The organism is Sphingomonas sandaracina, from assembly GCF_036663695.1.
GTDB lineage: Bacteria > Pseudomonadota > Alphaproteobacteria > Sphingomonadales > Sphingomonadaceae > Sphingomonas.
Genome location: NZ_JAXOJK010000002.1, coordinates 549,774 through 573,347 on the forward strand (window position 1 = coordinate 549,774; position 23,574 = coordinate 573,347).

The following is a 23,574-nucleotide window of genomic DNA, read 5'->3' on the forward strand; positions in this document are numbered from 1 at the left end:
AATCCGATGGCTACGCATTCCAATCCCGCGCGGCCTGCGGCCGAACCCTTCGTCGCCGCAATGAAAGCGTTGCCAAATACCGGTGAAAATGGATTCGAGGGCTTTGTGTCAGATTGCCTCCAGGAGGTTCTCAAACAGCGATTCCTGCTGCAGAAATCCGGGCATCAAGGCGGCTCTGATGGGATGAACGACCCTGCGGGAAACCGGTTGTCGATCGGCTTCGAAGGAAAGAAATACGGCTCGACCACGGTGTCGCTGGCCGAGCTTCGTCGTAAGATCTACGATGCGGTCCAGCATTACCCTACGCTCGATCTATGGGTGCTCGCCACCACGGGCAAGTTCAGCAAAACCAACCTCGCCGAACTGCAGAAGACCGGTCAGGAACTCGGGATCGCGATTGGCCTCCTCGATGCCATTGAGGGAGAGGATAGACCGAGTTCGCTCGCGCTTCTCGCAGCTGCCGCGCCGGCAGCAGTTGCAAAGCACTTGGGCAGTGTAGCACCGGTCGTGGATTATTTGACTGCGCTCGCGGCCGAAGCCGACTTTGAGGACCGTTGCGGGATGGTGCTGGAGCCCTTCCGCCGACCGGATGTCGGATATTTCGCGGCGAAGGAACAGGCCGCTGGCTGGCTCTTGCGCTCCTTCCAAGACGATCAGACGGCCGTTTCACGTCTGCACTGTTATAGCGGCCTCGATGCGCCGGGAAATGTGCGGGTGCGCCGGCAGGCGGTCTTCGACGCGGTGTCGGCATGGTGGACAGCTGGTTCCATTTCGCCGCTGGCTCTCTTGGGTGAAGAAGGTGTGGGCAAGACTTGGGGCCTGCTCGCGTGGTGGCAGGAAATCTTCGATCAGCCAGATGCGTTGCCGCTAACGATCGTCGTGCCGGCTCGAGACTTGGCGCCCTCGCCCTCCGAGCCGCCCGCCCGGCTCCTTGGGCGCTTGCTCGCTGACCGGATCGGCCTTCGGGACGTCGATTTCTGGACGCGCCGTGTCGGCCTTTGGACAAGTCATAAAGCGGCAAAGCCATCGATCCTGCTGGTGATCGACGGACTCAACCAGAACGTGAACTTTCTCGAATGGCATCGCCTGCTGCAGCCCCTATTCACCGAGATGAACGGGCACGTTGCGGTGGTGGTCACTTGTCGAACCCATTACTGGAACGTCGATCTTAAGGGGTTAGCAAACCTAAGTCCGCAGGCCTCGGAGATCCTGGTCCCCGACTTCAGCGATGCCGAGCTCGACGAGATGCTCGCGCGTCATCACGTGCCTCGGGCTCAACTATCGACCGCACTCATCGAGTTGATGCGCGTGCCCCGTTATTGTCAGCTGGCGATCCAGCGTAGGCGCGAGCTGGAGGAAAGCGGCGACATCACCATAGAGCGCCTCATCTACGAGGACTGGCGCCACCGGCTGAGGTTGCACGGATCGAGCCTCAGCCCGACAGAGGCCGATTTCCAGCAGTTTCTGATCGGCGAGGGTGAGCGCCTTCGCGCAGCGATCGACGATGATAGCGATGCCACCGCGTTTGTGACGAAGGCTCAAATCGTCGAGGCGCTTGGACGTGAGAGTGGGGCACAAGGAGCGGAACTTAGAACGGCACTGGACGAGATCATCTCCGGGCATTGGGTCGACGATGTCGAAGGTTCAACTTCGAGGTTCCGACTCAAGAAAGATCGAATGCCCTTTGCGCTGGCGCTGGCACTCAACAGCCAACTTGACGCCGCAGGTGCCGGGCGTGCCGAGCGGCTTGCCGAATTCATGGAGCCATTGCGCGGGACCGATCGCGGTGTCGCGATCCTACGTTGGGCGGTCACAGCGGCGATGTTGCGCGACCATGGCCCTTCCGAGACCTTCGCGGTGCTCGCACAGGACTGGTTCTTCCAGCAGAATTTTGGGCGACCGGACTATGAGGCCTTGGAGCGGCTGATCCCGGCGAAGCCCGACTTGTTCCTCGACCTGGCGGAGCGGATCTGGCTGGTTCATAATCGCTCGGCGCGGGACGAGAACCTGTTCATCACGGCATTCGCCGATGCCGCACGATTTGTTCCTTTTCGGCGAGCGTTAGAGGCACGGCTCTGCCGCTGGCTTGGCTATTACTGGCCCGATCACCAGCGCGTCATGATGGCGGAGCGCAAGGCTTCACCGGAAGCAGCGCGCGAGAGCGTCGACGCGGCGATCGAGGGCCGGCGAAGAGGCTGGGAGCAGGTCGAGCCCGGGCTCGCTGGCGCGCTTACGGCCACGCTTGCGCGGGTAGAGATGCTCGAGGGGATCGAACGCGAATATGGATTTCTGGCTGGCCGCGCGATGGGCATCCTCTCGATGCTTCCGCGACTTCCATTTCTGAATGCCATCGTGAGCTGGGCGGTGTCCCGAGCGATCAGCCAATCTTTCGGACCGCATGACGGGATGGGTTGGGTTCTGCGGATCAATCCGATCGACGGAGAAGCAACTGCATCAGAAATATTGCAGGTAGCTGATACGCTTTTAAGCACGGGCGCCGAGGTCGCTGTCGAGGCCGCGCGTCTGCTCTTGGAGGCGCTCGCGACACCCACGGCGGCTGCTCTCGTCGCGGGCCTAGACGCCACGCCACGGCGGCGCATCTTTGGCCGCGTTGCCACTGTCGGCGAGGATGGGCTGGTGCAACTGCCGGAAGATGGCGCCGCTCGAACCGACGATGAGCCGCTCTATCGCTATTCGGCTCTGAAGGATCTGGCCTATCGTCCAGATGTGATGTTGGGTCCCGACGAGCAGGATCAGCTCGCCGAAGCTGCCGATTCCACCGACGCGCTCGACGTATTTTCGGCCGGATTGTCCCAAGGATCTGGCGACTTCGCCCTTGAACAGAGCATGCCTGCGCTAGCCCGTTGGGCGCCCGACGCTTTGACGCGGTTGATCCGACGCATCTTCGAGACAGCGCCGCAGCGGCTGGATGAAAACGGAAACGTGGACGAAGGGAAGTTGCTTCGTCTGGCGCGCGAAGTTGAGCGATTCTGGCCGCTGCTTGACCCCGAGACTCACGCGATTTTCGCCAGCGTCGCGACGCCATTCATTCGCCGCGAGCTCGGCGCCGGAAAAAGCGACGGGTGGTTGCATGCGCAGATCTCGCGATTGGCGGGCAAGACCGCTGCCGAGCAGATCGCGATCTTTAAGAGCGATCCCCATGGCCCGAATTTCTACACCGACGAGGTTGCCGTCTTTGCAGTTCCGACAGCGACCGACTTCGGCGATCTCGTAAGCGAAATCACGGGGGACCATCGCGAGCATTGGGTCGGTTATGTGCTGTCGGTTAACCGTAGCGCCATGCCGCCTGCATTCACTGAGGCGCTCATGGCAGCGATCACCACCGACACGCCGACGACGCGGCTGCGGCTTCTGGCGCTCGCACGATACGATCAAAATCCCGTGATGCTTCGAGCTATCGTCGACAGCGGTTGGTCATGGTCTCCCGACATGGAGCGTAGCGAAGGGGCTAATGGCTCACTGGCGATGATTGTCGCGGCCAGGCACTTCGCGGTTCAAGATCTCGAGCAGCGGATCGATCCGCTGGCGTGGGGCGCCCGCGTGCAGGACGCACCGGACGACGGCGACGCCTTGGACCATTTCGAGGCGGTCGTTCTGGAAGGCATAGCGACCCAAAGCTTCCCCGAGACGGTAGCCGCCGTCCCGTCGTGGTTCGACTCCAAGGTGGCGATGCGCGTGCTAGCCGAACAACGGGGGGATAATCTCGTCGCGGCGCTCGATGCTCTGTTGGCGAGAGGTCCCGAGCATGCGTTCGGTTTTGGTAGCTTTCCGGTGTTGAGTGCGCTTCGCGCGGTGATGGAGACTCGTCCGGCAGACGGCGTGCGAATCTGGAACGTGCTTTATCCCGCCTACCGTGACAGCAATTGGAGTAGTCTCGAGAAGTTCGAGCGCCTTCCTTTCTACAGCGCCGCCGCGGAGATGACGCCCCACTGTGACCGTATTCTCGCCGATGCGGTGACAGACGCGGCGCTGGCGTCGATGGCGGGCTGGGCAGCTGACGGCGGGCGGACCGATTGGCTCTTAGGGCACATGCATAGCGGACTTTTCGCGAAGACGGCTGGCGAGGTCGGTCGATCTCTTACTCTCGGCCGGTTTCTCGATCCCAACCCAGCGGGCGACGAATTTTGGGCGGCAGCCAACGAACTTCCGCTTGAGGGTTGGCTGGCCGACGTTCGCAGGATCTCGTCAGAGGCTTATCAGCGTAGTCGTTCGGCCGAACACTGGCGGACGAAGTTCCTGTCTGGGAATGACCCTGATTTAGCTTTCTCCGCGCTGGTCCTATTTGTGGCATGTGCGGACGATCGCGCTGTTGAATTGCTGGAGCGTGCGGTTGAAGCTCGAGGGCGCGACGGATTACCGAGCGAAGAGAAGGCGATCTGGCACGCTGCTCGCCACGAATTGGAGCGGACGGCAAAAGAGTCCGCGAAAAATCGCGACAAGCGACTTTACCTTACTGATATTCTTAAGGCCACTCACGCCCCGTGGCGGAGCCATGTCCGAGAATTACCCGTCTGAACATGAGAAATCTCATCGAACCGGGTTTTTCGGACCGGATACCCTTGCCTTCCGAAAGCACGCAAGACTGCTTGTCCCCAAACGCGACAAACCTATCATAGCCGAGAAAGCTACGGTCAATCAGAACAAAACGGGATTCAAGCAGCGTGGTTCAAACTCTCGATCCTTTGGTCTCTCTGGCTTTCTCCCTACGCGCCAGTCCGGGCGTGTACGGCCTCATGCTGGGTTCCGGCATCTCTCGAGCGGCAGGAATTCCAACCGGCTGGGAAGTTGTCCTCGATTTAATTCGGCGCCTCGCCGCTGCCCAGGATGTTTCGCCAAGCGACGCGCCCGATCGCTGGTACGCAGAGACTTTTGGGAAGGAGGCCAACTATTCCGAACTCCTGGACTCCCTGTGTCGCAGCCAAACCGACCGCCAGCAGCTTCTCAAAGGCTATTTCGAACCGACTGAGGAGGAGCGCGAGCAGGGTCTCAAACTCCCCACGGATGCGCATCACGCGATCGCGGAATTAATGGCAGCCGGTTTGGTGCGGGTCGTCGTGACGACAAACTTCGACCGGTTGCTCGAGCAGGCGCTTGAGCAGCGGGGGATCGTGCCGGTCGTCATCGGGAGCGCAGACCAGGCGGCCGGGATGATCCCGCTCACACATCAGAAGCACTGCATCATCAAGATCCACGGCGACTATCTCGACACGCGGATCCTCAACACTGACCAGGAACTTTCCGCGTACGATCCCGCCATGGAATCGCTCGTCGAACGCGTAGTCGACGAGTTCGGTCTGATCGTTTGCGGCTGGTCGGCAACCTGGGATACCGCAATGCGAGCGGTCATCGAGCGGGCGACCAACCGGCGCTATGCCTGCTTCTGGACCTCTGTTGGCGAGCCGTCTCAGGAAGCGAAAGCCGTCATCTCAAGTCGACGGGCGGAGACCGTCGCGATTACATCTGCCGACGGCTTCTTCGCAGGCCTTCTCGCTCGTGTTCACGGCCTCGAAGAGTTTGATCGGCCGCATCCGTTGAGCGTCCAGGCGGCGATCGGTGCGGCCAAGCGGTATCTTGCCGACGACAGCCAGCGTATCCGCCTGCACGACCTCTATCGGGACGTGCTGAAGGATGCGGTCGCAGCTTGGCGGGGACCGAAATTTCCCGCGCACGGCGCTGTCGTGCCGAGTGTCGACACGACAGCTGAGCGCGTGAAGGCGTATGACGCTGCCGCCACGACGATCATCGGCCTGAATGCCACGATCGCTCGCTGGTCGCGCGGCGAGCAGGATGATCTGCTCGTCTCTGCGATCGGGGAAGTAGGCAAAGAAAATATCCACGACGGGTCGCAATATACCGCCTGGGCAAGCCTTCGCGGTTACCCGGCGACGCTCATGCTTTACGCCGCTGGCATGGCAAGTTTGCTGGCAGATCGCCCACCATTGCTTTCACGACTACTTACCGCGCGAACGCCGACCATCAACAACAAGAAAGCGCTGGCAGTCGGACATCTCGCGCCGCCACATCTCATTGATCGCGCGATGCTCTTCGGCCTCTTCAACGGTCAGCCGCGGCACGTGCCGATGAGCGATTGGTTGCACGACACGTTGCGGTCGACGTTCCACCCGCTCGTTGCCGATGACGAGGACTATTCGCTCCTCTTTGACACGTTCGAGTATTATTTCGCGTTGGCATATCTTGCTGCCGGCGTCAGCAACAGCGGTTGGGTGCCCGTCGGTGCTTGGGCCGCTTACCGGCATGACAATCTCTCGACAATCATCGCCGGGTTAAAGGGCAGCGAGGTGCGCTTCGCTGGCAAGGCGTTCGCGGCCGCGTGCCCGGTGCTGACCCAGAACGGCGAGACCATCGAGGCGAATATCGCTGCGGTCCATGCTTTCCGATCCAAGCTCGGCTTCCACTGATATGCCGCCTCTAATCAAATATGAGCGGCAGCTCTGCGAGGCCACCATCCGCTTCTACGAAGCGGAATGCGGTGCTCTGCGCGAGAACGTTCGGTTCCCCGAAGAGGATGGCGTCGACCGCCAGGTGGACTGCCTGTTTTCAATCGGCGAGCGGCATTTTGCGATCGAGCACACCATCGTCGAAGCGTTCGAGCGGCAGATCAACAGCGGGAAGGACTTTTCCGATTTTGCGGCTCCGATCGTGGAGGCAGTCGAAGGCCGGCTTCCGCATCTGGGCATCTATTATCTGACGTTCCCGATCGAACCGTGTGTCGGACTGCACCGTCGCCGACACGCGGCCGTCCAGGCAGACATAGCGGCTTGGTGCCTTGCGGCTGCCGAGGAAATTCACGCGGAAGGCCCGGAGGCGGTCGAGCGTCGCGGCGTGCCGTACCATGAAGGTGTACGCTCAACGATAATCGCCGGGATACCGTTGACCATGTCGCGGAGAGCTTGGTTCTCCGACAGCGCGCGGCATGTTGGCCGCTTCTTCGTCCAGCGCGATGCAGGACCAGACGTCGAGGATCTGCGGGCGTCCCGCCTGTCGATCACCCTTGAGAAAAAATTGGAGAAGCTGGCCGAGCGTAAAGCCAACGGTGATCAGACCATCCTGCTGTTAGAGAACCGTGACGTCGCGCTGTCGAACCATATCCTGGTAGCGCAAAGCCTCGATCAATTGCTCGATGTTGGCCCCGACCGGCCCTACGATATCCTTTATGTTGATGTCCTCGACGAGCACGATTGGACCTTGTGGCCGATATTTCGCGATGGCCACATCGCACTCGAGACGTGCGATTATGTAGAGTTCGACGGTGCCGAAATCTCGTTATCGCTCGCCCGTGGTTCAGCTGCTGTGTCTTAACACAGGCGTAAAGGATCGTAAGATTTGGTGCACAGTGACCATCAGTGGCTCTAACTAACGATTCAACATAAGATGTCTTATCAGGCCACGGAGGCCGCTGCTTTTGATTCATAGGACGTATTAGTTTGCGGATCGTCCTATTTGTTCGCTCTAGACCAACAAAAGCGATATTTCGCAAAATTTCGGCAGCGTCGACAAATTGGCGACCAGAGCCGCGCTTTCCATGTGTTATTCGGATGCTCGATGATCTGTCGCCGTCATATCCACACGGAGAAGGCGAGCATCAGCCCGCCAGCAATCAGGCCGTTGAGCCAATCCGCATATTTACCGCGAATATATGGCACGAGGATGCTCGCCCCTGCGGGACAGATAGCGCGAGCCAATCTCGTCGGTTCAGCTTCCTCATACAGCATAGCCTACTGCGAAATCGCGCCAGGCACACCACAATCAGCCGTCTCGAAGATCATTGACGTCGTGCCGACTGGCTAATTCAAAGCTGTCTTTTGGAGGCAGGCGTGGGCCGGGGCGATCTAACCGAGGCGGAATGGCGCATCCTGAAGGATCTGCTGCCGATCGAACGCAAGAACCGGGGTCTCGGCAGGCCCCCCGAGCAGAACCGTTCGATCATCAACGGCATACTCTGGCGGCTGCGATGTGGTGCCCCGTGGCGCGACGTGCCGCCCACCTAAAGATTAACCGTGCCATCGCCACCCGCTACGACCAACTGGCCAACAGCTTCCTCGGCATGGTCCATCTCGCCACCGCCAGATACTCACTCAAATTTGACCACGCTGCCTAGCTACGTTCGAATGTCTCGCTCACCTCCGGCCAGCGGAGATGGGGCTGCGGCCACGATATTTGCTCATGAACGAATGGCGGATATCGGGGTGCGAATATTGCTGCGCGAATGACCGTTTTTGGGTCTGGGAGCACGCGAATGGGCGGGGGCAGCTCTCTACCAACTCAAGCCGTCCCGATGCAGTCGCCGGAATTGCAGCTTACGATGCAACCGGTCATTCCTTGATTGATAAGCCGGTGAGAGCAGCCATCTGCCATAATGGTCGCGGTACCGGTGACGACACCGCCAAGATCGAAACACATCCATGCTACGGCTTCCGAAATCTCGTCCGGCTTGCCCAAACGGCTGATCAATTTGAGGCCAATGACTTTCTGGATATCGCCGTCAGTAAAGCCGTCCATCATCGGTGTTTCGATTTGTCCAATTAGCGACCGCGACCACGCCCGGTGCGCAGTGATTCTCTATTCAGAATGATAGACCGAGTTCCGCCAGCTTCGGGTCAATGAGACCGCGGAGCATCCCTGTGTAGCGATCCTCGCCGCAGGTCAGACCGTCGAGGAATTCCAGCTCCTTCTCGATGTCCTCCCCGATCTCGGCGCGGTCTGCCGCCGTCGGCCCAGGCATTGCGTTGAGGCGTCCCGCGAGCTTGACCAGCCGCGCTAGTGAGAGCTTTGCCCAAGCGAGGTAGCGAGAGCGGTCTTTTACGAGGCCCGATCGATTCAGGCCGTATACGTCGATGGACGCCCGGGCCATGCGGGCGCTCAAGGAGGCCGAGTCCTGATCGACCTCCTCAGCGATTGATCGTCCGCCGTCGTCAACGAACCGAATGTGCGCCCGAGGCAGGACACGGCAAGGATCGATCAGCAACGGCACCTCGTGCGCCTCCTGGCCGATGCCCGAGGCGCGATGCGCGTCGTCCAGCAGGGGAAATAGGTTCGCTTTGCCCGACTTCAGCTCAGTGCCGTCGTATAGCAGCTGCCCCTCCGCCCGATTGCATCGAATGCAGGAAGGCAGAAGGTTGTCCCAGCTCGCCGCGAGCCACCAGTAACCCGGCTTGAGACGCCCCGCGTCCGTGTCTACGGCGCCCTTCGGCCTGTAGTGCTCGACGTCGCTCGGCTGTGTCGCATCGTAGTCAGCCTCGCAATACGCGCACTTTCCGCCCGTCATCGCGGTCAGCGTTGTTTTCACATCCTTCGCGGAATAGGCCTTGTAGGAGAAGCCAGTAGTCCGGCCGGTCCCTTCGAAGTGGAGGCGCGCAGCATCGAACTCTGCCACACCGGCAGTCGTGAGCGAGGCGGGCGTCGCTCCGCGAGTCAGCCCCCTCACGAACGCCGCCGCCTGGTGGCGCCGCGATCGGCGATCTCGCGAAGCGCCTTCAGCGTCTCTTCGCGGAGCGGGGGCGCTGCCGCCGCTTCGGCGGTAGCCGCCTGCACGAACTCGGTCGTCGCCTGCAGCATCAACTGCTCGCTCTCGCTACGGCCCAGGGCCTCGAGGTCGGCGACCCGGCCACGGATCCGCTCCATGCGGTCGTCTCTGGTCGGGTCGGGCGGCAGTGAACGCAGGTGGTAATATTCGTCCAACAACGATTCTGTCATGGGGTCGATCGTGCTCGCTAGGCCGAAGACCCGCGACGTGAGCAACTGCTCGACCGGCATCCCCTCGAGCGGCGGGAGGTCCTGGTCGGCGACGACTGCGCCATCCGCGTCCCTGCGCAGCAGCGCCACCTCGCCGTTGCGCAGTCCGCGCAGCGCTAGCGGGTCGTGCGTGCTGGCGACGAACTGGACCTGCGGGAACGCCTCGCGCAGCGCCCCGACGATTCGCATCGTCCATCGCGGGTGGAGGTGCGCGTCAATTTCGTCGATCAGCACGATGCCCTGCGCGCTGGCGAGCGTATCCCAGCGCTCGAACAGTTGCCGCATGATGTCGGCGCACATCCCCACGATCGTCTGGTAGCCGGCCGAGAGCTGAGCCAGCGTGGCGCGATGGCCACCGACGTCGAAGAAGACGGAGTTGCCGGACCGAAGCATCACTGAGTCCGGTCCGACCGGCAGGATCGAGCGCATCGCGCGAGCGGCGGTGTCAAATCGGGTCGGGTCCAGCCCGAGAAGCCACCGCCCAGGATAGGGGACGCGCGCGATCGGCTCCATGATCGGTGCAATCCTCGAGAAGCGCGGACCCGGGTCAAAGGCTCGGGTCCGCCGTTCCGCATATCGAAGCGCCCCGTAGGCGAGGACGATCGCAGAGGCGCCAGGCGTTCCGCGCAAGCCCTGTTCGCCCCGTCGGAAGTGTAGCTCGACCGGCGCTTCCTGGTCCCAGAACCAGACCATCACGCAACCCTCGAACGTCCCGACCGACAGCATGCCGGCCGGCCGGGCGTGTCGGCTGGCCTCCTCCGTCCCGGCGAGCGCCAGCGCGATCGCCTGCAGGACCGTGCTCTTGCCGGTGGCGTTCTCACCGAGCAGCATCAGCCACGGCGCCCGCTCCGATCCCGGTTCGCCGAAGTCGAGGCTGACGTTGCGGAGGGCCCGGAAGTTTCTGACGACGACGCGCTTCAGCGGCCGCGCCGTGAGCCGGAAGGCCTCTGCGTCGTCGGCTAGGATCCGGTCCGCGCTGCGGGTCTCCCTCGGCACGACGCGCGCTACCGCTTCTCGAAGGGGATGTGGCTCATCTGCGCGCGCCCTGCGCCTCGTTGCTGCGGCGGCCGCTCTCACGACCGCCGCGTGAGGGCGCTGGTCCCTGAACGTTGCCTCGGCTTCGACGCGGCTGAGCCCAGCCTCGAGCGACATCGTAGTCAGGCGCCACACCGACTCCCGAGCCTTGACTAGCCCGACGCGGTTGAGGTTGAGCACCTTGATCGTCGTCTCGCCCGCGGGCGAAAGGGCCTCTACGGTCCCGGTCTCCTCGAACTTCAGGTGCAGTTCCGCATCATCGAAGCATGGATCGAGCAGCAGCGGCGTCTCGGTCTGCCTCACCACCTCAAGTGTCGACAGTACCTCGGCGCGGCCACCCTCCACTGGGAACAGGCTGCGCTTCGCCCGCGCGCACGCAGGGCAGGCGATGTAGAGGTTTTCCCAGTCGGCAGAGAGCCAGCCATAATGGTCGGGGCTCCCCTTGCCGGATAGGTCGGAGGCGTCCGTGAACGGTCTGAACCGGTCCACCTCGCCCGAGGCCACCCCACCGAGTTCGCTCTCGCAGTAGGCGCACTTGTTGTAAAACAATTCGAGCAGGCTGTCCCGCGCCTCGCGGCTGATACTTATACGCTCGCCAGCGTGGAGCTTCTGCTTCTGCCGGACACCTTCGGGCTGGGAGTAGAATTCGCGCAGCCGTACCTTTGCTCGCTCGACCAGCCCGGGGTTGAGGGGCGATGGGACGCGACGCCGGTCGATCCGGATCATTTGCCTGCGGCCCTGGCAGTGTTCTGCGCGGACTGCAAGCGCGTCGCTCCCGCGTTATCGGTCCGAAAGATCATGTGCCGAACACCCTCCTGTTTCGCGGGCTTGCCATTGGTAGTCGCGCAAGGGCAACCTCTGGATGCAGATCCTGACACGAGCGGCCTTTCAACTCATCACGGTGGAACGGCTGCAAAATCCCAAGTTTCGTCATTCCGGCGGTGCTGCAGGTAATCGCGAACCGATGAATGAGTGGCCCGAGTTGGGAAGCGCAGAAAGGGCGTCCATAACTGGGTCGTCGTTGGCTGGAGCTACTGGCTCGATCTAGACGACCTAGTTCAAGGATCGGCGTTGTGCGCCGCTTGCCGCGGCTTGATTGACGAGCGGCGAGGTGCGGGCCTAACGGCCCAATGCCTACTTGGTCACCTTTCGGCGGTAAACTCTCCGTCGCACCCGCACCGTTTGATCCGCGATGGTCGCAGCTCGCCCGCGTCCAGCACGTCACTCATGTGGCGCTGGCGCGCAGGATTGTTGAGGAAGGCAGGATCTCTCCGGGACTCGTTGGCGAGGGCATACTCGCCGCGACGCGAGAGCGCGTGACCTGGGTGTCGCCGAACACTTGGGATCCGGGGCCTCGCTACGGCAGTGTCGAGTTCGCGTTCGAATGGCTGCCGCTCTTGGGTGCGCGGCGATTGATGTGGGTCGAACCGATCAAGTATGGCTTGCAGACCGTCCGGCTGCTCCTAACTGACAGGCCAGCTCACTGGCTGCCGTTCGGCGTGCTTGCCTATGACCCGACCACTGACGACGGCCCGATCCAGTTGCTTGCCGGAAGCTGGTATAAGCGTCACGACATCGTCGTTGAGGTGATGATCGACGGCGATATTTCTCTGGCCCAATGTCTGGAGCTCGGCTTCGTGAACCATCATCCGAGGTATTGCAGCCTCGGGTTGAGCAACTGCGCCGAAGCCGGCGCCACTTCACGAGCGAAGTCTCAGACCTTGGGATACATCATCGGGGCGGGGCTCCACGGCGCCGACCACGCGCTGGTGTCCGGCGACAAGCCTATCGGCGGCCTCAACTCAGGCTATTCAGATCTCTGGTTCAGCCTTCGGTTCAGCCAATGCAAAGGTCCGATCGCGACCTTAGAGGAGGCAAAGATCCTGGCGCGGTCGGCCGCCCTGCTCGCCGGCGTCGGCCAACTCGACGCGGCGAAGCGTGCCTTTCACCTGATCGCGAACCAGGACTTAGCCTTAGATGCTATGAATGACGTAATCAGAGACCATTTCGATCGGCCGGGTTTGGAGCTCGACTGACGGAAACCGAGTAGCGGAAGCGCGGTCGTCCCCGCGATGCCGCGTGCTTGGGCGCCTGTATTTGCCGGATGAACGGATGACCGGTTTCAGGAGACACTTACATCACTTCAAACGACCGCTTCTAGGTCTCGCCGGCCCCAATCGGCCGGGCCATCAAGGACCAATTGCCGACGTTCGCGGCTGGCTGATCTAGAGGAATTTACGGTAGCAGGCAGGCGTAAGCCACGAAGAAGGAGATAGTCATAGTGACAAGCACGATGCCTATCCCGAGCCAACCATTGAGAGGTGGCTTTTTTGAGGTGCTGGCTTCGGGAGGTGATTTTGTCATGCGGCGACTATAGGCTCGAGCGGGTTCCGACGAAACCTAAGCCGGCTGTCGAGGCCTGGTCCATCCTGTCGGGCAAGCTAAGGAGCTACAGAAAACGCCCGAGTCCGGACGCTCGGGCGTTTTGGGTTTCGCGATTCGGCGGTTCAACCGGCTTGTTGCATTAGCGTCTGTTCGCCCTTTCCAACTCCGTTGGCGCAGTTGCCTGCGCCGAACCTTAACCTTGCAGCCGTGCAGCCGAACGCAGCGTTCGCACCGGCTTTTCCCGCGCCGGAACCGTATAGCAGCCGACAATTCACACCAATCGGGTGGGACCAGCGATGTTCTGGGCGGATCGGCATAGCCGATTTGGACGACCCCGTGCAGGAACAACAGCCAGGAAGGCGGCCCAGTCGGCGCGGATCATTCAAAATTCAAAACTGGATCAGTCGGCTGTGGCGAGTTGTGCCATCATGAGTTGGCGCACTGCCTCGGGACGAGACAGTGGGCGCGTCTGGCGGTCGATCCATGCATCCAGCGCGGCGAGTTGATCAGGAGCCAAGCGCAAGTTGATGGGTGTCGAACCCACTGGCGGCCTTCCGCGACCTCTTTTGTTGGCACCAACAATTGACATGGTTAATAGTTGGTGCCAGATATGACGAGCTGACGCAAGGCTTAGGACCCTCGCGCCAGCTCTGACCACAACCGATCGAGTGGAGATCGAATATGGCTGTTGAAGCCCCTTATAGGGGTGTGCGGATTCGTGCACCCGAAATTGATGCTGCGGACGTCCCTTTGATCGACATGGCCGACCGCGACATAGTCATGAGCGGTTCCAGCGATGTCCAAGAGGGCGGCGACTCGATCGACGCGCTGATACTTGGCGTCGAGGTTTTGATCGAGCGGCAGCGTGGAATGATGCGTCATCAGCACGCCGACGCCTTCCTGATCGATAACGAGCTTTGGGGTGCGATTGCGTCGTTGCTTACGATGGTCCGGACCAAGGCAACCGAGATCGTCGACGTCGGCGGGGCAATGGAGAAGGCCGGCCAGCGCTTGCCAAAGGTCACGGCAGCGTGAGGGCCGCGTCGCAACGGAAGGCCGCAGATAGCTTGGTGAGGGAGGGCGAAGTGTTCGCCCTCGCTAAGTCGGTTGCGCCGGCTGCGCTCGATCGCGTCGACGGCATCCGGATTGGCAATCTGATCGAGGCGTTGTTTGGATTGCTGAACCAAGCCGCAGGCGATCCGGACTTGGAAGACGGGGACCTAGACCGCGGCACGGCGGGCGAAGACGGCCCAATAGCAGAAGCGCGGCTCGATCCCCTTGGCAGAACGCAGCGTGACAGGCACCGGCTTTCCAAATCGTCGCTTGCGGAGTGATCTTTAGTCACTTAGGAATGAGAGCCAGTCGAAAACAAGGATGGCCGATGCCAACCAAAGAGCCGATTCTACGCGGCGATATCATGGCCAAGGCTGAAATCCCTCGGGACGTCATGACGTTCTGGGTTAGGGGCGGCGTGCTGCGCCCGATCGAGGCTCCGAAAACGGGCACCGGCTTCAAGTTGCGGTTCGAATGGTACGAGGCGAACATCGCCGCGATCATGAACCAGCTCCGCATCCTTGGCGTCAGCATCAAAGGGATGCTGTCAGTCTGCAAGGTCTATCGCGACGCTATTGCGTTCTTCGATGGTCGCGGCGCGACTCGCGATGAAGTTCACGCCATGTGGACGCTCGACATGATCGAGCGCAACGTGATCGCCCGCAGGGTGAAGCGCTGGGGGTATCGCGACATAGTTGAAGCCCCCGGCTTCGACCCAGAGACGAACCCACGGATTGCCGCAGAAGCGGCCGATAATATCTCGATGGAAGACGAGCTTTGGGCCGAGATCGTGCCGTGGACCGCTGAAATTCACGGCGCGCAGAAGGTAACGGTGCGCGTCATGGAGTTGTGGGAAGGGATGCCGCGCGAGGAATTTCGCCGCCACCTCGATCCCTATGTGAACATCACCGAGCAGGCCGAGGTGAGCTATGCGCCCGACGGCGTTGCATCCCCGGAGGAATTGACCTTTTTCTGGCGGGTTGGAGAGACTGACGACTACCGCTTCAGATGGGGTCCCGACGCAGGCAAACTGGCGCGCGCGGATGGCGCAAAGTCCATGATCGCGATCGACGTCTCCGCGGTCCTGCGATCGGTCTGGCACACACCAGAAGGCGGAGCTTCCGCATGATCGTGGAGGCTCGCGAACCGGCCGACCTCTACGCTCCGTTGGAGACGGTGCCGAGGCCCCGTCCGATCGGCGAGGTTTTCCAGGTCTTATTGGTCCGCTGGTGGCTGTCGCCACTGGTCGACGCGTACCGCGTGACCAGTAAGCCGCGCCTGCGACCGCCCAAGGCCAAGCGCTCCCGCTAATTTCGACACGTCCGCCCTACGCCATCGCTCGGAACGCGCTTCCGAGAACGCCACCGCCTTGCCGGAACGCATCTGATGATAAACGCCAAGCCTGTAGCCGCTCCCGCAGCGGCTTCCATTGCAGCCAATGACAGCCGGCAGGCTCCGCGTATCGGACCGCCGCGCATGATTGCGCAGCCAATCCCTCACGACGTCGGGATCGCTCTGTTCATGAGGGGGGGGCGGCGTGTCGATCGGCGTGATCGCCGCGACGATCGCTCCGCAATGGCAGCCGAATCTCCACCAGTGGGAAATTCATGATGAGCATTGCAGCGACCGTTGAGACCCACGTGAATGAACCATCGAAGCAGCTAGCCGCCTGTTCCCCAATTCGGGAACAGGGCCGCACTCCAGCTGGGTGTGCCTTTAAGCGGGAACAGGTAGCATTCCCTATCGAGGTCGTGCGGATGATGGGCCTGGATACCGCAGTTGGGTTGATGGGCAAGGGCCGCCGTGCAGACGAACTCTGCATCACCGTTCGCGCACTCAATTACAAAATGAGCGGCGAGCGTGGCGCGTCCGATGCCGACATCAGGTCCGCAGCGGCCGCCCGCGAGGGAAGGGGCGAACGGCTCCTCGCCCATGCACGCAGGCTTCGCGCCGTACTCGCCCGCCTATTTGAACACGATTGCCTCAAGGAAGCCGCATGACCGCTATGACCCTCGCTACCGCCAGACAACGCGGCGCGGCCAGCTCCGGCGGTCGCTTCCTGCGCGTACCTGACGTGATGAAGACCACAGGCCTTGGTCGATCGACGATCTACCGCATGGTCGCGGCCGGTACGTTCCCTCAGCAAGTGAAGCTGACCGTGCAAGCCAGCGGCTGGTGGCAGGCCGACATCGATGATTGGATGCGCGAACGGCTAGCAGCGTGCCCCCTACGCCCCTAAGGATGGGGGCACTTAAGGGGGCACTTAGCAAATCAACCAACTATGAAAACGCAGGAAAAACAATATCATGATCGGCGAAAACCGGCAGAGGCCAGGGGCACCATCTTCCTTCCATACGATCAGGCTTCGACCTCTTGGCGAGGGCGCGAAGACGCGGATCGTTTCCTTGCGAAAATTTCGTCGGTAAGAGCGTGGGATGGCGAAGCGTCCGGCTCGATATGTCTCATCGCGGCGGCGCAATCGGTCGGGGCTGAGGCCGTCGTCCGAGCATTGGCTTCTCCTGCTCGGGGCGGTGGTCGCGTTCGCGGTGATCGTCGGCTGGGTGACCGATGTGCCCTGGCCGACCGAAACCACCACGCGTCATCGCAAGCCGCGGCTGACCATGGCGCAGGCGCGTGCGTCGAATGCGCTGGTGCCGATCGCAACTGCCAAGCGCCGTGCAGCGCCGCCGTTCCGTTTTCGCGGTGGTCGGGCCGCGCGGCTGCAGGCGACCGAATGCCTCGCGACCGTCGCGCTGTACGAGGCGGGGAACGACCGCGACGGGCAGCGGGCGGTCATCCAGGTCGTGCTCAACCGGGTCGGCGCGGCGGGCTTTCCCAAGACGGTGTGCGGCGTCGTCTATCAGGGCGCGAACCGGACGACCGGCTGCCAGTTCTCGTTCACATGCGACGGGTCGCGTACGCGCAGGCCCGAACATGACGGCTGGGAGCAGGCGCGCCGCGCCGCCCGGCGTGCGATGGGTGGCTATGTCTACGCGCCGGTCGGCCGCGCGACGCACTATCATACCGACTGGATGGTGCCCTATTGGCGGAGCTCGCTCGTCAAGGTGGCGACCGTCGAGTCCCATATCTTCTATCAACGGCGATGACGTCCATGCAGAGACTTTCGACAGCGCTGGCCCGGATCGCATGCCTCGCCGTGTTCGCCGTGGCGGGGTGTGCCGGCGGATCGTACCGCCCGGTCAGCGACGCGCAGGTCAAGCTCGGCGGACCGTACCGGGTACGCGGCACGACCTATGTCCCGGCGGCGGACCCCGCCTACGACGTGCTGGGCTATGCCAGTTGGTACGGCAGCGAATCAGGCAACCGGACCGCCAATGGCGAGCGCTTCCGTGCCGAATGGCCGACGGCGGCGCACACCACTCTGCCGTTGCCGACCTATGTCGAGGTCACCGCGCTCGACACCGGACGGCGGATCATCGTCCGGATCAACGATCGCGGCCCGTTTGCCGGGCATGCGCGGATCCTCGATCTGTCGCGCGGTGCGGCCGAACTGCTCGGCGTGCGCGCCGGCGGCCTGGCGGCGGTACGGGTGCGCCGCGTTGAACCCTCCGCCGAGGATCGCGCCCGGTTACGTAAGGGAAAGCCCGCGCGGTCGTTGCCGCCGATCTCGGAGCATGACCGGCTGAGCTTCCGGTCGCAGCTATCGGCGGCCGGCTTCTGAAGCCTACATTTCAAGCGCGCGATCGTATCCGGTGAGTTCCAGATAGCCCCTGCCGCCGCGCGTACGCACCGCACCCTCCCAATAGACCGGAAGACCGCTGCGCCGCGCGTCGAGTTCCTGCGCGGCGAACATCGGCGTCAGACGCCAGCGCTGAATCCGGCCGGCGATCCGCACGCTGAGTTCCTGCGCCACGGGGTAGGTCGCGCCGGTCGCCTTGCTTCGCCAAGTTGCAATCGAGCGGAAACCGACGTCGTTCGGCCCGAACACCGACGTCGTACCGTCAGCGCGGCGGAGCGATCCACCCGACCAAAGGACTCCGCCTCCCTTGCGGCGAATGCGGAACGCCATCAGCGCCGAGCCGTCGTCGAAGTTGAGCCCGGTCCAGTCCCACCCTTGCGCGGTCGGCGCGAGGTAGTTCGACGACCATTCGCGATCCAGCCATGCCTCGCCGCGCACCGCCACGGCGCGCCCGCCTCGTGTCACCCGCCCGGTCACGCGCAGGTGCGGGATCGAGTAATAATAGCTCGCTTCCTCGGGCCGCGGCCCCTTGCGACTATAGCCGCCGAGACCTTGCGGCAGCGGCGGCTGCGTGGGCTGCAGATCGAGCGCCAGTCCGAAGCCGTCGGCGGTCACCCGCGTCGCCCAGTGTCCGTCCTTAGCGCGCACCATCCGCCAGTCGCGGATCGCCACGTCGGCATCCCCGGTGCGGGCCTGCGCCAGGCCGAAGCCGGCCCGCGCGGCGCGCTCGCCGTGCAGCAGTCGGCCGGTCTTGGGATCGGACAGCGCGGCGTGGGCGAACACCACCTGGTGCGGCGCGAACCGGCTCGGGTTGCGCGCGTCGCCCGGCGGCCGCGTGCGGAAGAAGGTGACCTGAAAACCGAGATCCTCGCCCGCGTCGGTCCGCAACCACCCGGTGACGTACCACCATTCTGTACGGAACCGCGGATGCGCGCCGTGATCGACGGGGAAGCGCAGGACGATACCGGGTCGGACGACGGGGTAGGGCGTTGCCGGCGGCGCTGCGATGCCGACCGTCGCGACCAAGCCGAGCATCAGGCCTGTGCGGCGCATCACCAATCCTCCCGTACCGATTGCACCGCGCTGTTCGCGGTCGCACGCCGCCCCGCCAGCACGGCGGTAACCGCGGCCGCACCGGTCAGCGCAGCGGCGACCCCGAGCAACGTCGCGTAGGGAATCCGCGTCGTCATCGTCCAGTTGAACGACTGGGGATTGATGACGTGGATCAGCACCTGCGACAGGACCAGCCCCAGTCCGATACCCGCCAGTGCGCCGGTCAGCCCGACGATCGCGCCTTCGATTCCCAGCATGGCCGTCAATTGGCCCCGCGTCAGCCCGAGATGCCGCAGCATGCCGAATTCGCGTTCGCGCGCGATGGTCTGCGCCGACATGGTGGCCGCGACGCCGGCGAGCCCGACCAGGATCGCGACCGCCTCGAGCAGGTACGTCACCGCGAAACTGCGATCGAACAGCGTTAGCGCGAGTTGTCGCAGAGTTGCCGGGCGACCGACCTCGACTTGATCGCGCAGGTTCGCCGGCAATCGCGCGGTCAGCGCGTCGGACACTTTCGCAATGTCCTGGCCGGGGGCGACCATCACCGAGATCTCGTCGCGGCCCTCGTCGCCGGTGAGCCGCTGGTAATCGCCTTCGTCGATCAGGACCGCGCCCGCCTGCCGTCCATAATCCCGCCAGACCCCTGCCACCACGAACCGCGTCCGTCCCGCGATCGGCAGCGTGATGGTCTCGTCCGGATCCCAGCCGTACAGCCGTTGCGCGGGTTCGGAGACCCAGACCGGCAGCGCGTTGGCGGGCAACGCCGATCCCTTCGCGATCAGGACCAGCAGCGGATCGCGACCGTCGCGTTCCGGCCGGGCGATCAGGCTGACCGGCGGACGATCGGGCGTGATGGTCAGCGGGATCTGGCGGCTGAAGGCAAGCCGCGCGACGCCCGGCGTGCCGGCAAGACGCGTCCGGGTCGCGGGATCGAAGCTCGCCCCCGCGGTCGTGCGCAGATAGAGATCGGCACCGAGCACCTGCCCGAGCCATTCGTCGACCGCGCCGCGAAAGCTCGTCACCATCGTCGCCATCGCGATCATCAGCGCCGTCGACGCGACGATCCCGCACAAGGCGGTCGCGGCCTCGCCGGGGGCGCCGTGAAGATGGCGCACCGCCAGCAGCCCCGGCACGCTGCCGTGCGTCCGCTTCGCCAATGGCGCGAGCAACGTCCGGGCGAACCAGGGCACGCCGGTAACGCCGCCCGCGAGCATCGCGGCCATCCCCGCAAAGCCGAACAGCGGCAAACCGCCGATCGACGGCAGCATCGACACGCCGCCGCCGATCACCAACAGCGCGGCGGCGGGCCACCACGGCACGGATTGTCGCGGGTCGAGCACGTCGCCTGAGTTCTTCAAGGCTGCGGCGGGCGCGGCGCGGGCGGCGGCCCGTGCGGGAAGCGCGCTACCAAGGAATGCCGCGAGCAGTCCGAGCGCGAAGAAGCCGAGCGCCGCGCCCGGTTGGAAGACGACGTGCGCGGCGCCACCGCCGAAATAGCCAGCACCGAGGTCGCCGCCGAACCAGTGGAGCGCTGCCCAGGCGAGGCCGTACCCCGCGACGAGCCCTGCCGAGGCGCCGACCAGGCCGATCACCAACCCCTCGACGACCACCGCCGCAACGATCCCGCCGCGTGGCATGCCCAGCGTCCGCAGCAACGCAAACGCGCGCTGGCGACGGACCACCGACAGCGACTGCGCCGAATAGACGAGGAAGCCGCCGGTCAGCAGCGCCACCAGCGCCAGCATGTCGAGGTTGACGCGGTATGCCCGCGACAACGCGTCACCCTGCGCGTTCTGCGTCTGTGCTGTGGAGAGGATCGCATCGGCGGGCAGCATCGCCCGCAATGCGGTATCGGCTGTGTCACGATCCGAAAGCGCCAGGTCGATCCGGTCGATCCGGCCCAGCCGCCCGAACCGCCACTGCGCGGCGGCGATGTCGATCACCGCGACCGCGGTTGCGGCGTCGGACGCCGGCAACGTGCCAGCGATGCGCAGTGGCACCGATCGGCCGTTGGCGGTCACGACGATGCGCCGGCCCACTGCGGTCCGTGCCTGCGTCAGCGCGGCGCGGGACAGAAAAACCGCGTCTTCGTCGAACGGCGACCCGGTGTCCTGTCCCAAACCGGGCGGACGCACACCGATCAGCGACGGCGTCACCATGGCCGCGCGGATCGCGTCGACCCCAAGCAGCGTCAGCCGGGTGGTGCCGATCCGCGCATCGAGCTTCACGACCGGGCTGGCATCGGCGACGCCGTCGGCGCGTGCCACCCGGGGATACAGGCGTTCGTCGACGCCCAGCGGCGTGGTCGCGCGGACCGACAGTTCGGCGGCGCCGTTGACGCCGCGCATCGCGCCGTCGAACGCCGCCAGCGCGGACCCGTTGACGAGATGAACCGCAAAGCCGAGCGCGACGCCGACCAGGATCGCCACCGCGGTCAACAGGAAGCGGGCGGGGTGGAACCGCCACTCGCCGCCGATCAGCCAGCCGAGCGCCAGGCGGCTCGAGCGCAGGCCCGGTTCACCCGGTCTACCCCTTTCACCCACTCTAAACGCCACGATGCTCCACCAGCCCGTCGCGTCCGAGCGTCAGTACGCGGTCGGCGATCGCCGCGGTCGCCTCCGAATGCGTCACCATGATCCCCGCCGCGCCGTTGCCGCGCACCGCGTCGGCGAACAGCGCCAGCACGCGCGCCGCCGTCTCGGGGTCGAGATTGCCGGTCGGCTCGTCGGCGAGGATCAGTGCGGGGCGATGGACCAGTGCACGCGCGATCGCGACGCGCTGCAATTCGCCACCCGACAGATCGCGCGCATAGCCGTCGCCGCGGCCGTCCAGACCGACCGCGTCCAGCATCGCCTCGGCGCGCGCCTTCGCGGCTGCCGCATCCGGCGATATCAGTGCGAGCGGCAGCGCGACGTTCTGCTGCAAGGTCAGATAGGGCAGGATGTGGAAGGCCTGGAACACGAAGCCGATGCGTTCGCGCCGCAACCGCGTCCGCGCCGTCTCGTCGAGCGGGCCGAGTATCACGCCGTCGATCGCCACGCTGCCTTCATCGGCGTCGTCGAGACCGGCCAGGATATTGAGCAAGGTCGATTTGCCGACGCCGGATTCGCCGATGATCGCGACCAGTTCGCCGGCTGCGACCTCAAGGTCGAGATGCTGGAACAGGCGCCGCGGCCCCGGCACCGATTTGCCGAGCGCCTGGACCGAAAGCAGAGACGCGGGTTCGCTCATGACCAAAGTCGTGCAGGAGGAGGGCGGGTCGGGCAAGTCCGATTCCACGGATGTCACAGGATAGTGTTCACCGATGTTACCGTCGCGGTCTTTCATACGGTTTTCCTGCCGCTTGCCCGCGCCGCTCTACTCCGGCACCATCGTCGCAAATAAGAAAGCGGAGAGGGTCCGATGGCGCACTACGGCGATTTTCAGAACGCGATCTACGGCGCCGGGTTGAGCGGCATCGTGCCGAAGCTGCCGGTCGATTTCGCGACGCTCGAACAGCGCGCGAGCGCAGCATTGCCGCCTGCGGTGCTGTCGTATCTCCAGGGCGGGTGCGGGGACGAGTTCACGCAGGACGAGAATGCGCGCGCCTTCCGCCATTGGGGGCTGGTGCCGCGGATGATGGTGGATTGCCGGAAGCGCGATCTGTCGGTCGAGCTGTTCGGCATGACCCTGCCGACGCCGCTGTTCATGGCCCCGGTCGGGATCAACGGCATCTGTACGCAGGATCAGCACGGCGATCTCGCCGCCGCGCGGGCGTCGGCCATGACCGGCGTACCGTTGATGGCGTCGACGCTGTCCAACGACCCGCTCGAAGCGGTTGCGGGCGAGCTCGGCGATACCCCCGGCTTCTTCCAGCTCTACACGCCCAAGGACGTCGGGGTCGCGGAAAGCCTCGTTCACCGCGCGGAGGCGGCGGGATACAAGGCGATCGTCGTGACGCTCGACACCTGGGTGACCGGCTGGCGGCCACGCGACCTGAACGCGGCGAACTTCCCGCAGCTTCGCGGCCACGTGCTGATGAATTATTTCTCCGATCCGGCGTTCCGAAAGCTGCTCGCCAAGCCGCCCGAGGACGATCCGGCGGCGGCGATCGGCGCTTGGGCCGCCACGTTCGGACGCGTCCTGACCTGGGCGGACATGCCGTGGCTGCGCTCGCTCACGAAGTTGCCGATCGTGCTGAAAGGCATCTGCCACCCCGACGATGCGCGGCGCGGGATCGATGAGGGCGCGGCCGGCATCTATTGCTCGAACCATGGCGGGCGGCAGGCAAACGGCGGGATCGCCACGATTGACATGCTGCCAGGCGTCGTCGCCGCATCGGGATCGACACCGGTGCTGTTCGATTCAGGCATCCGGTCGGGCACCGATGTCATAAAGGCGCTTGCGCTGGGTGCGACCGCGGTAGGCGTCGGCCGACCCTACACCTATGGGCTTGCGCTCGATGGCGCGGCGGGGGCGGCACACGTCCTCAAATGCCTGCTGGCAGAAGCGGACCTGCTGATGGCGGTCAACGGCTATCCGAGTGTTGCCGCAGTTCGCGCGGCTGGGGCTATCCGCCAGCCGCGCTGAGACGC

The 23,574-nt window shown here is 63.9% G+C and carries 19 protein-coding genes; 13 read left to right on the forward strand and 6 right to left on the reverse strand.

Going from position 1 to position 23,574, the window contains the following annotated elements; all coding sequences use genetic code 11:
* Positions 1–6 precede the first annotated feature (6 nt).
* The 4 genes from U1707_RS07900 (at position 7) to U1707_RS07915 (ending at position 8,030) form a co-directional block, all read left to right on the forward strand.
* Positions 7–4,536, forward strand: a complete 4,530-nt coding sequence (locus tag U1707_RS07900; protein ID WP_332799524.1) for a hypothetical protein — start codon at positions 7–9, stop codon at positions 4,534–4,536.
* A 146-nt stretch (positions 4,537–4,682) separates the two neighbouring features.
* Positions 4,683–6,440, forward strand: coding sequence for an SIR2 family protein (locus U1707_RS07905; protein WP_332799525.1), 1,758 nt, complete (start codon positions 4,683–4,685; stop codon positions 6,438–6,440).
* Positions 6,409–7,341: a hypothetical protein gene (locus U1707_RS07910; protein ID WP_332799526.1), complete on the forward strand. Its 933-nt coding sequence runs from the start codon at positions 6,409–6,411 to the stop codon at positions 7,339–7,341. The genes U1707_RS07905 and U1707_RS07910 overlap by 32 nt, the downstream gene beginning before the upstream one ends.
* A gap of 515 nt (positions 7,342–7,856) precedes the next feature.
* Positions 7,857–8,030, forward strand: a complete 174-nt coding sequence (locus U1707_RS07915) for a transposase (RefSeq protein WP_332799527.1) — start codon at positions 7,857–7,859, stop codon at positions 8,028–8,030.
* Positions 8,031–8,304: 274 nt separating this feature from the next.
* Here U1707_RS07915 and U1707_RS07920 read toward each other — a convergent pair whose 3' ends face one another.
* From U1707_RS07920 to U1707_RS07930, 3 genes are all read right to left on the reverse strand, one after another.
* On the reverse strand, positions 8,305–8,544 hold the full coding sequence (locus U1707_RS07920; protein ID WP_332799528.1) for a hypothetical protein: 240 nt from the start codon (positions 8,542–8,544) through the stop codon (positions 8,305–8,307).
* A 61-nt stretch (positions 8,545–8,605) separates the two neighbouring features.
* Positions 8,606–9,415 (reverse strand): HNH endonuclease family protein, encoded by an 810-nt coding sequence (locus U1707_RS07925; protein ID WP_332799529.1) that lies wholly within the window; start codon positions 9,413–9,415, stop codon positions 8,606–8,608.
* 47 nt (positions 9,416–9,462) lie between these two features.
* Positions 9,463–11,535, reverse strand: coding sequence for an AAA family ATPase (locus U1707_RS07930; RefSeq protein ID WP_332799530.1), 2,073 nt, complete (start codon positions 11,533–11,535; stop codon positions 9,463–9,465).
* Between the two features lie 503 nt (positions 11,536–12,038).
* Here U1707_RS07930 and U1707_RS07935 point away from each other — a divergent pair.
* From U1707_RS07935 to U1707_RS07970, 8 genes are all read left to right on the forward strand, one after another.
* Positions 12,039–12,845, forward strand: a complete 807-nt coding sequence (locus tag U1707_RS07935) for a hypothetical protein (RefSeq protein ID WP_332799531.1) — start codon at positions 12,039–12,041, stop codon at positions 12,843–12,845.
* A 1,030-nt stretch (positions 12,846–13,875) separates the two neighbouring features.
* A complete protein-coding gene (locus U1707_RS07940; protein WP_332799532.1) occupies positions 13,876–14,229 on the forward strand; it encodes a hypothetical protein in 354 nt (117 codons plus the stop codon).
* Positions 14,230–14,279: 50 nt separating this feature from the next.
* Positions 14,280–14,528 (forward strand): hypothetical protein, encoded by a 249-nt coding sequence (locus U1707_RS07945; protein ID WP_332799533.1) that lies wholly within the window; start codon positions 14,280–14,282, stop codon positions 14,526–14,528.
* Positions 14,529–14,575: 47 nt separating this feature from the next.
* Positions 14,576–15,376, forward strand: a complete 801-nt coding sequence (locus U1707_RS07950; RefSeq protein ID WP_332799534.1) for a hypothetical protein — start codon at positions 14,576–14,578, stop codon at positions 15,374–15,376.
* Positions 15,377–15,857: 481 nt separating this feature from the next.
* Entirely contained in the window at positions 15,858–16,247 is a 390-nt protein-coding gene (locus U1707_RS07955) for a hypothetical protein (RefSeq protein ID WP_332799535.1), read from the forward strand.
* On the forward strand, positions 16,244–16,486 hold the full coding sequence (locus U1707_RS07960) for a helix-turn-helix transcriptional regulator (RefSeq protein WP_107952245.1): 243 nt from the start codon (positions 16,244–16,246) through the stop codon (positions 16,484–16,486). The genes U1707_RS07955 and U1707_RS07960 overlap by 4 nt, the downstream gene beginning before the upstream one ends.
* Before the next feature lie 196 nt (positions 16,487–16,682).
* The gene (locus tag U1707_RS07965; protein ID WP_332799536.1) at positions 16,683–17,354 is read left to right on the forward strand and encodes a cell wall hydrolase; all 672 of its coding nucleotides are present in this window, start codon (positions 16,683–16,685) and stop codon (positions 17,352–17,354) included.
* A gap of 5 nt (positions 17,355–17,359) precedes the next feature.
* Positions 17,360–17,929, forward strand: a complete 570-nt coding sequence (locus U1707_RS07970) for a septal ring lytic transglycosylase RlpA family protein (RefSeq protein ID WP_332799537.1) — start codon at positions 17,360–17,362, stop codon at positions 17,927–17,929.
* 3 nt (positions 17,930–17,932) lie between these two features.
* Here the strand turns inward: U1707_RS07970 and U1707_RS07975 are convergent, their stop codons facing one another.
* The 3 genes from U1707_RS07975 to U1707_RS07985 are packed head-to-tail and all read right to left on the reverse strand — an operon-like array spanning position 17,933 to position 22,231.
* The gene (locus tag U1707_RS07975; RefSeq protein ID WP_332799538.1) at positions 17,933–19,000 is read right to left on the reverse strand and encodes a lipocalin-like domain-containing protein; all 1,068 of its coding nucleotides are present in this window, start codon (positions 18,998–19,000) and stop codon (positions 17,933–17,935) included.
* Positions 19,000–21,543, reverse strand: a complete 2,544-nt coding sequence (locus U1707_RS07980; protein WP_332799539.1) for an FtsX-like permease family protein — start codon at positions 21,541–21,543, stop codon at positions 19,000–19,002. The genes U1707_RS07975 and U1707_RS07980 overlap by 1 nt, the downstream gene beginning before the upstream one ends.
* A 1-nt stretch (position 21,544) precedes the next feature.
* On the reverse strand, positions 21,545–22,231 hold the full coding sequence (locus tag U1707_RS07985) for an ABC transporter ATP-binding protein (protein ID WP_332799540.1): 687 nt from the start codon (positions 22,229–22,231) through the stop codon (positions 21,545–21,547).
* A 171-nt stretch (positions 22,232–22,402) separates the two neighbouring features.
* On the opposite strand from U1707_RS07985, the gene U1707_RS07990 reads away from it, so the two are divergent.
* On the forward strand, positions 22,403–23,569 hold the full coding sequence (locus U1707_RS07990; protein WP_332799541.1) for an alpha-hydroxy-acid oxidizing protein: 1,167 nt from the start codon (positions 22,403–22,405) through the stop codon (positions 23,567–23,569).
* The last annotated feature ends 5 nt before the right edge of the window (positions 23,570–23,574 follow it).